Origin of the sequence: Agrobacterium sp. BT-220-3 (assembly GCF_025910175.1) — a bacterium.
Lineage (GTDB): Bacteria > Pseudomonadota > Alphaproteobacteria > Rhizobiales > Rhizobiaceae > Agrobacterium > Agrobacterium oryzihabitans.
The window spans coordinates 194,495-204,204 of sequence record NZ_JAPAIX010000001.1; the positions used below are offsets into that span (position 1 = coordinate 194,495).

Annotated in this window: 24 protein-coding genes and 1 tRNA gene; 22 read left to right on the forward strand and 3 right to left on the reverse strand. The window is 56.8% G+C overall.

Going from position 1 to position 9,710, the window contains the following annotated elements; all coding sequences use genetic code 11:
- Nucleotides 1-71 precede the first annotated feature (71 nt).
- Both OK142_RS01005 and OK142_RS01010 read right to left on the reverse strand, forming a co-directional pair.
- Nucleotides 72-266: a hypothetical protein gene (locus OK142_RS01005; protein WP_498680727.1), complete on the reverse strand. Its 195-nt coding sequence runs from the start codon at nt 264-266 to the stop codon at nt 72-74.
- A complete protein-coding gene (locus OK142_RS01010; RefSeq protein ID WP_498680728.1) occupies nt 263-610 on the reverse strand; it encodes a helix-turn-helix domain-containing protein in 348 nt (115 codons plus the stop codon). Before OK142_RS01010 ends, OK142_RS01005 begins: the two co-directional genes overlap by 4 nt.
- A gap of 96 nt (nt 611-706) precedes the next feature.
- Here OK142_RS01010 and OK142_RS01015 point away from each other — a divergent pair, with 96 nt between their 5' ends.
- The 6 genes from OK142_RS01015 to OK142_RS01040 all read left to right on the forward strand — a co-directional run bounded on the left by OK142_RS01015 (nt 707) and on the right by OK142_RS01040 (nt 2,132).
- On the forward strand, nt 707-934 hold the full coding sequence (locus tag OK142_RS01015; protein WP_498680729.1) for a hypothetical protein: 228 nt from the start codon (nt 707-709) through the stop codon (nt 932-934).
- A gap of 125 nt (nt 935-1,059) precedes the next feature.
- A complete protein-coding gene (locus tag OK142_RS01020; RefSeq protein ID WP_498680730.1) occupies nt 1,060-1,218 on the forward strand; it encodes a hypothetical protein in 159 nt (52 codons plus the stop codon).
- Nucleotides 1,215-1,541 (forward strand): hypothetical protein, encoded by a 327-nt coding sequence (locus tag OK142_RS01025; RefSeq protein ID WP_498680731.1) that lies wholly within the window; start codon nt 1,215-1,217, stop codon nt 1,539-1,541. Before OK142_RS01020 ends, OK142_RS01025 begins: the two co-directional genes overlap by 4 nt.
- The gene (locus tag OK142_RS01030) at nt 1,538-1,858 is read left to right on the forward strand and encodes a hypothetical protein (RefSeq protein WP_498680732.1); all 321 of its coding nucleotides are present in this window, start codon (nt 1,538-1,540) and stop codon (nt 1,856-1,858) included. The genes OK142_RS01025 and OK142_RS01030 overlap by 4 nt, the downstream gene beginning before the upstream one ends.
- Nucleotides 1,855-2,007 (forward strand): hypothetical protein, encoded by a 153-nt coding sequence (locus OK142_RS01035; protein ID WP_498680733.1) that lies wholly within the window; start codon nt 1,855-1,857, stop codon nt 2,005-2,007. The genes OK142_RS01030 and OK142_RS01035 overlap by 4 nt, the downstream gene beginning before the upstream one ends.
- Complete coding sequence (locus OK142_RS01040) at nt 2,004-2,132, forward strand: hypothetical protein (protein WP_498680734.1); 129 nt, start codon at nt 2,004-2,006, stop codon at nt 2,130-2,132. The genes OK142_RS01035 and OK142_RS01040 overlap by 4 nt, the downstream gene beginning before the upstream one ends.
- A 35-nt stretch (nt 2,133-2,167) precedes the next feature.
- On the opposite strand, the gene OK142_RS01045 is transcribed toward OK142_RS01040, so the two are convergent.
- Nucleotides 2,168-2,368, reverse strand: coding sequence for a hypothetical protein (locus OK142_RS01045; RefSeq protein ID WP_065115690.1), 201 nt, complete (start codon nt 2,366-2,368; stop codon nt 2,168-2,170).
- A gap of 113 nt (nt 2,369-2,481) precedes the next feature.
- Between OK142_RS01045 and OK142_RS01050 the strand changes: the two genes are divergently transcribed.
- The 16 genes from OK142_RS01050 to OK142_RS01125 all read left to right on the forward strand — a co-directional run bounded on the left by OK142_RS01050 (nt 2,482) and on the right by OK142_RS01125 (nt 9,569).
- The gene (locus OK142_RS01050; protein ID WP_498680735.1) at nt 2,482-2,802 is read left to right on the forward strand and encodes a hypothetical protein; all 321 of its coding nucleotides are present in this window, start codon (nt 2,482-2,484) and stop codon (nt 2,800-2,802) included.
- 48 nt (nt 2,803-2,850) lie between these two features.
- Entirely contained in the window at nt 2,851-3,228 is a 378-nt protein-coding gene (locus OK142_RS01055; RefSeq protein WP_498680736.1) for a RusA family crossover junction endodeoxyribonuclease, read from the forward strand.
- The gene (locus OK142_RS01060; protein WP_498680737.1) at nt 3,225-3,557 is read left to right on the forward strand and encodes an LvrA C-terminal domain-related protein; all 333 of its coding nucleotides are present in this window, start codon (nt 3,225-3,227) and stop codon (nt 3,555-3,557) included. Before OK142_RS01055 ends, OK142_RS01060 begins: the two co-directional genes overlap by 4 nt.
- Complete coding sequence (locus tag OK142_RS01065) at nt 3,520-4,011, forward strand: hypothetical protein (RefSeq protein ID WP_498680738.1); 492 nt, start codon at nt 3,520-3,522, stop codon at nt 4,009-4,011. The genes OK142_RS01060 and OK142_RS01065 overlap by 38 nt, the downstream gene beginning before the upstream one ends.
- Complete coding sequence (locus tag OK142_RS01070) at nt 4,004-4,207, forward strand: helix-turn-helix transcriptional regulator (RefSeq protein ID WP_052817744.1); 204 nt, start codon at nt 4,004-4,006, stop codon at nt 4,205-4,207. Before OK142_RS01065 ends, OK142_RS01070 begins: the two co-directional genes overlap by 8 nt.
- Nucleotides 4,204-4,407, forward strand: a complete 204-nt coding sequence (locus OK142_RS01075; protein ID WP_498680739.1) for a helix-turn-helix transcriptional regulator — start codon at nt 4,204-4,206, stop codon at nt 4,405-4,407. The genes OK142_RS01070 and OK142_RS01075 overlap by 4 nt, the downstream gene beginning before the upstream one ends.
- Complete coding sequence (locus OK142_RS01080) at nt 4,404-4,676, forward strand: hypothetical protein (protein ID WP_498680740.1); 273 nt, start codon at nt 4,404-4,406, stop codon at nt 4,674-4,676. The genes OK142_RS01075 and OK142_RS01080 overlap by 4 nt, the downstream gene beginning before the upstream one ends.
- A 159-nt stretch (nt 4,677-4,835) precedes the next feature.
- Complete coding sequence (locus tag OK142_RS01085; protein ID WP_498680741.1) at nt 4,836-5,375, forward strand: hypothetical protein; 540 nt, start codon at nt 4,836-4,838, stop codon at nt 5,373-5,375.
- Nucleotides 5,372-6,835 (forward strand): DNA cytosine methyltransferase, encoded by a 1,464-nt coding sequence (locus OK142_RS01090; protein WP_498680742.1) that lies wholly within the window; start codon nt 5,372-5,374, stop codon nt 6,833-6,835. The genes OK142_RS01085 and OK142_RS01090 overlap by 4 nt, the downstream gene beginning before the upstream one ends.
- Nucleotides 6,832-7,128 (forward strand): hypothetical protein, encoded by a 297-nt coding sequence (locus tag OK142_RS01095; protein WP_498680743.1) that lies wholly within the window; start codon nt 6,832-6,834, stop codon nt 7,126-7,128. Before OK142_RS01090 ends, OK142_RS01095 begins: the two co-directional genes overlap by 4 nt.
- Nucleotides 7,125-7,382 (forward strand): hypothetical protein, encoded by a 258-nt coding sequence (locus OK142_RS01100; RefSeq protein WP_498680744.1) that lies wholly within the window; start codon nt 7,125-7,127, stop codon nt 7,380-7,382. The genes OK142_RS01095 and OK142_RS01100 overlap by 4 nt, the downstream gene beginning before the upstream one ends.
- Nucleotides 7,379-7,951, forward strand: coding sequence for a helix-turn-helix domain-containing protein (locus OK142_RS01105; protein ID WP_498680745.1), 573 nt, complete (start codon nt 7,379-7,381; stop codon nt 7,949-7,951). Before OK142_RS01100 ends, OK142_RS01105 begins: the two co-directional genes overlap by 4 nt.
- Nucleotides 7,948-8,406, forward strand: coding sequence for a hypothetical protein (locus OK142_RS01110; RefSeq protein ID WP_498680746.1), 459 nt, complete (start codon nt 7,948-7,950; stop codon nt 8,404-8,406). Before OK142_RS01105 ends, OK142_RS01110 begins: the two co-directional genes overlap by 4 nt.
- Nucleotides 8,403-8,666: a hypothetical protein gene (locus OK142_RS01115; protein WP_498680747.1), complete on the forward strand. Its 264-nt coding sequence runs from the start codon at nt 8,403-8,405 to the stop codon at nt 8,664-8,666. Before OK142_RS01110 ends, OK142_RS01115 begins: the two co-directional genes overlap by 4 nt.
- Entirely contained in the window at nt 8,663-9,286 is a 624-nt protein-coding gene (locus tag OK142_RS01120; protein ID WP_498680748.1) for a hypothetical protein, read from the forward strand. The genes OK142_RS01115 and OK142_RS01120 overlap by 4 nt, the downstream gene beginning before the upstream one ends.
- A gap of 208 nt (nt 9,287-9,494) precedes the next feature.
- Nucleotides 9,495-9,569: transfer RNA gene (locus OK142_RS01125), tRNA-Ile, on the forward strand.
- Nucleotides 9,570-9,710: the final 141 nt, after the last annotated feature.

Genomic DNA, 9,710 nt, shown 5'->3' on the forward strand with positions numbered 1-9,710 from the left:
GTTTTCAGATTATCTTTTCAATCGGTTCCAAACCATTAATAAAAACGGCCCAAGATCACGATTTGTTGCACTCACTGCTTCTTCACCTCGTCCCGTTTCATCCGTTCAAGCTCGTCAGCGCCGAACGCCGCCTCAAGGACAGCGTCCACCTCCGGCAAGAAGCTCTCCCACATCGGCCGCTGTTCGAAGGCGATGTTCTCCGGCACTTCATTGAAGCGGGCTAGGGCGCGGGCGGCGCGTTCTCGGGGAGGCTGTGGTAGTTTCATCCATCAGTGCCGGTTTTAATGTCCTCGAACATCAACTTGAGCATCTGGACGGCTTTCTCTTTCTGCTCTTCGGTTTTGTCGCGGAAGAACTGAGATAACCAATCGTCCTCTGGATCTCGGAAAAGAGAGCCGACTTCTTCCAGCTGGAAAAGAATGCAGAGCTTATCAAGATACTCAGGCTTCGGTAGGACACCTTTGTTGAACCACTTCGAGACAAGGCCTTTGTCAACGTCGAGTTCCTCAACGATATCTTTCTGCTTAAGCCCGCGCTTTTCCGCCCACTCTGGAATGAAGTGGATGCGGCGCGGCGTCTTATTGGCGTGAATCGCGGTGATGTTGCTCATGTTGCAACTTTACGATTTTCAAAAAGTTTGATCGTTATTGCGGCGTGCAACTTTTTCTGTTGCGTCAAGTTGCAACTTATGCAACTAATGTCAGCCATGGAACAGACATCGGCAATCACCAAATTTCGCGAAGGCAACGACCGAATGACCCTTGAGGCATTCGGCAAGCTATTCACTCCGGCTGTCGACAAGTCGACGGTCCTTCGCTGGGAGCGCGGCCAGATTACGCCGCGACGGGCAATAGAGATTGAAGCAGTTTCCGGAATTTCGCGTCATGAATTGCTGCCTGACGTGTTTGGCAGAGCGCCGGAGAACGCAGCATGACCCGAGTTCCCTGCCCAGCCTGCCCGAGTGAATACGGATTCTACTGTGACAGTCCGACGACGGCTCGGTGTGATGCCTGCAATCGGCGTTGGGACGTCGAGTGGGTGAAGCGCCTCGGGATCAACATGCCGAAGCTCACGCTCACCGACGACGGCGACGACCACTTCGAACGCATCGGAGCCATATCGCGTGAGGTCATAGCGTCTTCGGCGATGGCAAAGCGTCACTTCGATCAAATGTCCGGCCTCCAAGCACTCAATGACAAGATCAGGAGTGGCGCATGACTTCCGGTCCTAAGGTGCACCTCGACCACATTGAAACGATAGCCGCCGAGGAAAACATCCCGGCTGATATCATGAAGACGGCTGCTGCGATCACCACGGCAATGCCCAAGGCATTTGGCTGGCGTCAGATCACCATTGAGGTGGCGAAAGCGATATTTGCCGAGCGCCAGCGCCGAGACGGCTCGTTCCCACAGTTGCTGGAAGCGACGAAGCGCCTCGTTACCGAGGCCAAGATGGATGAGATGGATCGCAAGGCAGGCTGGGATTGCTGGGTGTCGATGGCTGATGAAGCTATCGCGAAAGCGGAAGGCGGTGGCGCATGATGGACACATCACTCCAATCCCCCAACCGCTTCATCCCGGACCGCAGCGAAATAAACGCAATGACTGAGGAATGGATTGCGAAGAACGGTGAGCCAAGGAAGTTCGAACGGGGCTTCTGCACCGATCTGGATTACCTCAAGCACCTCATGGCCGGTTACGGATACAACGTGATTTACCACGGTCGCCGGTTCTTCTCGATGGAGAAGGTTGGCTTCCGTGGTCATCCCAAGCGGATCAGCCATGAGCAGCTTTTCCAGCGGATTGATGCGGTCCTTATCAAAAATGGCAAGCAGCCTTTCGGATGGAGGAAGCCATGAGCATCTTCCCATCCGCCCAGACCATAATCCTGAATTACCTTCTGTGGCTTGTCGTGGTGCCAACCATTGCAGCTTCATTTGGATGCTTTGTCTACTGGTTTGCCTGCGAATGCTTCCGGCAGGCTGGATATCGGGAGAAGGACGAATGACCGCCTCCATGCACCCTGATCAACAGCAGCTCCTCGTATGGGCATCTGTGGCCTTTTCGGCATTTGTTGCATCGCTCGTGGTGGCTGCCGTGATGGCCCACCTGGCGGCGACTAGGAAGAAATAACCTTCAACAATCTGAGCGGCACGTCCCCCTGACGCTCAGCGCTGGTCGCTTTCATCCCGCTCCCGATGGGCGGCCAGCACTCTTACCAAAGTCCTCCCCCGCAGCCTTGCGATGACTGCGGCGAGGGGAACTTCAAAGGGAACAAACCCGTCGAGTGCGGCGGACAGGGAGACATCAGACTGATTGGCGTCAGTTCCGTTGTCTCCCTCGATTTCAGTGCCTCTGTGCATGTGCATCAGCGCCTCCGTTGAACGAGGCCAACTTCGCACAGAGGAACGACAAGGTGTTGGGAAGTTACGACAAGGACTTGGGACATCAACCCAAACGAGTTTCGAGCAGGAAGAAAGTAATGAGTGCCGTTTTCGAAGCCAGAGACATGTTCAGAGCCGCATGGCCGACCAGTCGCTACGGGAAGCTGGACAATGTTTTCTACCACGCGGTCAGGTTCGTAGCTCCCCGCGTCTCAAAAGAGTTCACGCAGCGCCGAGCACGCTCGATTTACGAGGGCACGGCCAAGCGCATCGATAGCGAGGAAATGGATGCCCTTAGAGAAGCCGAAAGAGAGCAAGCCAGAATCGAGGCTCGGGAGCTCCGTGCCCGTCTGGCTCTGTTGGATGAAAAGATTGCCTCGTTCAGCGCGGCTGTACCTGGCGAAGAGATGGAGAACTAAGGCCGGCGACCGCATCGTCTGGGCCGAGAAAATTCTGGAGGATGACAATTGAAAACCGCAGAAATCTTTCTCCCGTGGCCAGACAAACGCCTGTCCCCGAACGCTCGATACCATTTCATGCAGGTCGCACGCGCCAAGAAGGCAGCGAAGCGAACCGCTCATCATCTCGTGCTGGAAGCTGGCATAGGCAAAATCAACGCGACAGCCGTCAACGTGAAGCTGTCGTTCTATCCGCCCAGCAAGCGCCACTACGACGCCGACAACCTCATAGCGGCCCACAAGGCGGCGCTGGACGGAATTTCGGATGCCATAGGCATTGACGATAGCAAATTTATCATCAGCGCCACGCCTCACGGGCCGGTCGAGAAGAACGGCATGGTGAAGGTAGAACTTGCTTGGGAAGAAGCGGGCGAGGTGGCAGCATGACCCCGCACCAAATCGAGCAATTCGAACAGTTCTGGAAATCCTACCCCCGCCGGATCGGCAAGGGTGCAGCGCGTAAGGCCTTCGAAAAAGCCCTGAAGCTCGCCAGCTTTGAAGAGGTCATGACCGGCCTTCAGCGCCAGATCCCTTATTACCAGAGCCGAGAGCAACAATTCATCCCGCATCCAACAACATGGCTCAACCAAGAACGATGGGCAGACGATCCGCAGCCGACGCGAGAGCGCCAGCGGGGCAATATGGCCGACTTCGGACGTGAAGTGATGGAGATGTACTATGACCGCACAAACACACTTCCGTCCTCAAGTCATTGAAGCTCTCACGGTCCTGTGGCGCGCTCTGCCGCCACGCGGCGTGACCGACGAGCGCGGGACAATGGAGGATTACTGCTTCGCCCTGGCAGACTGCTCGGCGGAGGCGGTTTTCAACACTGTCAACAACCTTCGCGCCGGCAAGATTGAGGAAGCCAGCAAGAGCTTTTGCCCCAAGGCTCCAGAGCTTGCCGTCATGGTTCGGACTGAGCAGGCGAGGCTGGATGCGGCCAACCGGCCCAAATCTATCCCATACCAGCCAAAGCCCAGAGATTACCTCGTCCACGCCGTCAAACAGCGGCAGATAACGGACGAACTCGCCAAGCAGGGCTACCGCTGCATCGCCAAGGATGTGGACCACATCATGTCGATCAACATGTGGAAGAAGAAAGAGCGTGGCGTCGGATCTCGCTGGTTCGCATCGCTTCTCGAAGTATGGGAGCCACCCCATGTGTGATTGCCCGCTCTCCGAACTCGAACTCAGCATTGTTCGCTGGCTGGCTGATGGGAAGGATGGCGAGGAAATAGCCGCCATCATCGACCGCAAGCGCATCACGGTGAACCGCCATATCAGCGCTGCCAAAGACAAGACCGGCACCCACAACATGCACGGCCTCGTCGCCTTCGTGCTGCGTAAAGGATGGCTCGAATGACCGAATGCCCTCTCACCGAAAACGAACTTGAGTGTGTCCGCTTGCTGTCGATCGGCAAGACCTACGATGAGCAGGCCATCATCCTCGACCTAAGCCGTGTTGCAGTGATGTCCCGCCTCGATGACGCCCGCCGCAAAGCCAAGGTCCACAAAAGCACGGCGCTAGTCGCCAAGGCACTACGGGAAGGATGGATTCAATGACCATTCAGGAACGATTGGAAACTCATGTTTCCGAGCACGAGGCGATGGGATCGACGCGACGGGACAAATCTCTTGGCATTCGGTCTATGCCGGAGGGTTACGCGCTCATGCTTAACCGTGACGAGAGCCATTTCTACTGGCTCAAGTTCGATGGCTCGGAAGGGGTGGAGGCTTGGGACAAATGGTACGTCTACCACTCGGCCACGATGAATAGCGAGAGCTGCGAAATTCTCGCAATGCTTCAAGGCAAGATTGGAGCGTCTGCATGACCCACCCCATCCAATGGAACGGCTCAAGCACCAGCTTTGGACCGGAGTATGCCAGAGCGCAGAATAGCAGGTGGCTTTTCCCATGAGGTACGGCTCAGTGTGCAGCGGTATCGAAGCCGCGACCATGGCTTGGCATCCACTCGGTTGGGAGGTTACCCGATGCGCTTAGTCGATCTCACTGGACAGCGTTTCGGAAGGCTTGTCGTTACCGGCAGGAGTGCGTCTGTCAACAAGCGTACCCGGTGGGTCGTTGTTTGCGATTGCGGAACGGAGAAGGTTGTCGGGGCGCAGAACCTGACAAACCCAAACCCAAAGTCTCGGATCGTCAGTTGCGGATGCTATGGAGCGGAAGCCAGACGCGCGTCTTTGATTACTCATGGCGAATCCAAATCGCCTGAAATGAAAATGTTCTGGGAGGCGAAGAAGCGCTCCAAGCTTCGCGGCCAAACATTCACGATATCTCGGGAAGACATCTCGATCCCTGATGTTTGCCCTTTGCTGGGCATCCCTCTCTTTCTGACCCCTGGCAAGCAGACGCCCAATTCGCCCTCTCTAGATCGGGTTGATAGTTCTCGCGGCTATGAGCCGGGGAACGTTCAGGTAATCAGCAACCGTGCCAACGCAATGAAGCACGATGCCACATTCGAGGAATTCGAGATGATGTATCTCAACTGGAAGAAACAGAGGGCCGCATCATGATTTATGGCTCTGTCTGTTCTGGAATTGAGGCAGCAACTCAAGCGTGGGCACCTTTAGGCTGGAAAGCGGCATTCTTCAGCGAGATCGAGGCTTTCCCCTCTGCTGTCCTCGCTCATCACTACGGATCGAACATGCCAGGAGAACCACTGGCAAAGAACGGGGTACCGAACTATGGCGACTTCACGCAGATCGGCGCGGATGCAGGACCAATCGACCTTCTTGTGGGAGGAACACCCTGCCAGTCTTTCTCGGTCGCAGGAAAGCGTCTCGGACTGGATGACCCGCGCGGTAACCTCGCCCTTGAGTATCTCAGCCTGGCTCGGCGCCTGCGCGCCCGCTGGATCGTCTGGGAAAACGTCCCCGGTGTCGTTTCCTCTGTCACGGATGAAGAGGACGGTGAAGGCGGTATTCAGTCAGGAATTGAAGGACGCGAAGCCGGAGACGAATGGATTGAAGAAAGCGATTTTGCGACCTTTCTCTCATTCGTTCGGGAATGCGGGTATGGGTTCGCCTACCGAGTTCTTGACGCTCAATATGTCCGAGTGGACGGCTTTGGACGGGCTGTCCCTCAACGACGCCGGCGTGTGTTCGTTGTCGGATATCTTGGAGACTGGCGACGTGCCGCCGCAGTATTACTTGAGCCCCAAGGCATGCGCGGGGATTCTGCGCCGCGCCGGGAACCGGGGAAAAGAGTTGCCCCCACAATTGCAAGCCGCCCTACAGGCGGTGGCGGACTCGGAACAGACTTCGACCTCGACGGAGGACTGATCACCTCGACAGGCAATGTGCCACATTGCCTGAACGCAGGCGGGATGGGCCGGCTTGATTACGAGACGGAGACGATGGTGGCGTTCCCGATTACCGCGGGAATGGCGGCAAGCGCAGCGTGGATGCCTCACGAGCAAGGAGCGCTGTTGCCGATCGCCATACAGGCCGGTGCGCTGCGCGAGAACCCGAACAGCGGGCCGGACGGAGTCGGAGTGCAGGAAGGCATTTTGTACACGCTTGAAGCTCGTGCAGAGGTTCAGGCTGTGGCATTCGACACGACACAGATCACCAGCAAGGCGAATTACAGCAATCCTCAGATTGGCGACCCCTGCCATCCTCTCGCATCGGGGGCCCACCCTCCGGCTGTGGCTTTCGCTCAGAACACCCGTGACGAGGTTCGTCTCTTCGGTGGTGACGGCCAGGTCGTTGGAGCTCTCGCGGCAGAGCCGGGAATGAAGCAGCAATCCTATGTAGCGCAGGATTGGGCCGTCCGCCGCTTGACCCCGATCGAATGCGAACGCCTCCAAGGCTTCCCCGACAATTTCACCAACGTCCCATGGGGCAAGAAAGACACGTCACCAGACGGGCCTCGATACAAGGCGCTCGGCAACAGCATGGCCGTGAACTGCATGCGTTGGATCGGCCGGCGGATTGAGATGGTGGAGAAGATCACGAAAGGAGAGGCGGCATGAACGAGTTTTCCGGTTATGCAGTCCAGCGCGGCGGCCAGTGGTGGGCAATGGTGAGATTTGCTCGTGATGCCAAGCCTAAACCGATCATGGGGCAGGGCGACAAGCCCGAAGGCTACCCGGATGAACTCGCAGCGACGAAAGCAGCCCTTCGGCATGTGCTGGCATATTTCAACGGGCATCTCGTCTGCTCTCGCGAGATCGAAGGCGCTAGCATCAAGCAGGTACGTCGGGCTCAGGCAGAGCGCATCTTCAGCAAGGGCAAAGAGATCAGCGTGGAAAGGATTCCGGCATGAACCGCATCGTCATCAACATGGACGCCCAAGGCCTGTTCACGGTCTACAGCGACGAGCCGGTGGAGTTCTTCGTGGTTTGCGACCACACGCCGAATGATCGCGTCTACAAGATGGAGGTCGAGACGGGCGTGGAGAAGGTGCAGCAGCAGCTTGGCGCCGATCCAGTAGGCCACAAACATGACAGCCACGAATTAGGCAGCGGGCATGGGCCACGCAGGCCACCGTCGAAGCGGAAGCTGGAGGTGGTGAAATGAACAACCACGCCACCCTAACCCCATCGCAAAGAGCATGGCACGAAGCTGCAAAGGCCAGAGAGGCCGATAGAGTGCGGAAGGCAATGCGGTTGAAATCCGTTGCGCCCGCGCCGAAGGCTATAGAGATGCCAAAGCCACGATTGGTTCAGGTCGCGCCAGAAGGCCAAATCATCCCGCTGCACTTCACAACCTTCAAATCCCTCTGCATCGCATGGGTTGGCGAATACTGCCCATATGCCGGAGGATCGGTCGAGATAGCCCGCGACCGCAGCATGGCTGAGATAGCCTTCGACTGGCTGAAACGCTTCCACGGCGTCACTGTTGGTGAAGTAAAGGGTGCGGCTAGGGCAAGGAGGATAGTATTCCCCAGACAGGTCATCATTCACTCAATCAAGACCGAAAGACCGGACTTGTCATTCCCGCAGATCGGAAGGTGGACCGGTGGACGCGATCATACCACCGCGCTTCACGCCTATAACAAAATCCAAGCCATGATCGACAACGGCACCTTTGACGCCGAGATGGAGAACTGGCAGGCGCTTCATAGCGGAAAGGCGAGGGCGGAATGACCAATCACCCGGCAGCCGAAGCACTACTCGCGGAATTTGGAATACGCATAGTTCCGGCGAACGTGGTTCCGGGGCCGGGGGAGACAAGAGCAGTTGCTACGGTTCAGCGCATCATCGAGAAACATGGACCGAACAATGCCCGCATGGTCGTAATGACGCTTGCAGAGACGGCAAACTCGAAAGCCAACATCAATGAGTGCGCTTTGTGGGCTGTGAGTGATCTGGTCTTGCTTGCCGAAAAGAACTTTCCCCAACTGGTGACAACCGACGTTGATGCATGGTTTCAGTTCTTTGACCGACTGCCGCTGGGCTGGATTCAGTACTGGTCTTTGGACATGGACGGCATAGTTCCAAAGAGATTTGCGATTGCTGGCATGGTATACGAGAGAATGAAGCGGACGTTCGGCGCAATGGCAAAGCAACCGGACCTTTTGGATGACAGGAGATCGGCGTGAAAAAAGCACTTTTAGCCAAGATCGTTGATGAAGTTTTTGACGGTGAGATCGAAGACGCCTCTGTCATCGAGAAGATTTATGCAGTCATCGAGCGTGAGGAAATCAACCAGCTTCGGCGTGAAAATAACGCCCTCCAAAACGCGCGCCAAAACAATCTCCGGCAGATCGGGGAGCTAACGTTGGTGCTCAAGCGCAACGGACTCATGGATCAAGCCTCACAAGCCATTCGCGATGCCGCCGACATGGGGAGCCTGCAATGAACGAAGGACAGATCATCGAGCTATTCATCAAGGCGGCAGAAGTGGACGCCAAACTTCCCGACACTGCACGACCGGCACAGGACAAGGCCATCAACTACGGCTACATCCACGACACCGCCGATATCAACGGCTGGTCGGCGGAAGACAAGCACGCCAACAACTGGGCATGGCTCGATCCGAAGAGGCTCCGCAACTCGACCAATGACATGGGTCTCTGGGAAGCCGCCATGGAGGTCATAAAGCTTGTGCCGTGCGAGAAGAAGCGGCGCGCGCTGTGGGCATGGGCCAAATCGGAGGCCGGTGGACAGGCGTTCGCTAAGTGGTGTCGGAACGTCGAGGGCATATCGAGACAGGCCGGTGATTGGCGGAAAAACGCAGCGATTAAACAGATTGCATTAGCTTTTGACCGCAAGCCATTGCAGCATAAAGATTTTGACGATGAAAGCGCCTTGCCAAATCACCCTGAAATCGGGGATAAAAAGTCCAACATCGGAGTTTGGCGCGCAGATGACGCAAGGCCTTCTCTAGACTTCGACGCCGATCTTCGGGACTTCAGTTGGGCAGACGCGCAAAACGCTAGGCGGCGTGAGCGTGAAGCTCGAAAGCGCGAGGCGGCATAAGGACACTCGGGAGCGCGTATGCGTGTGAGGTTTCGGCCTCCCCGGTGACATCAGGAAGGCGGGCATAGCTCGTGAAGGTTGGGGTTCGTGCCTGGCCGTTCCCTCCTGCAACAGCCGACGATCGGCTCTAACCTTCGCAGTCGGGTAACGGGTCTGGGGAAGTCCTCGTAGACAGACGCCGCATGCGGGCCGACTAGGGCATCAATAACGCAGAGTAGCCAAGTGGTAAGGCCTCCGGCTCATAACCGGAATATCGCGGGTTCAATTCCCGCCTCTGCAACCAGTTGACCGGCTTCGGCTTGGTCCTCAAGACCGGGTATCGACGCGATCTGATCGCGGGTGATCCCGGCACTTATCACCAGCCCCGCCCGTAACTAGGTGGGGCTGAATACGTTTCAGGAGATGACCCCGACAGGTCACGATG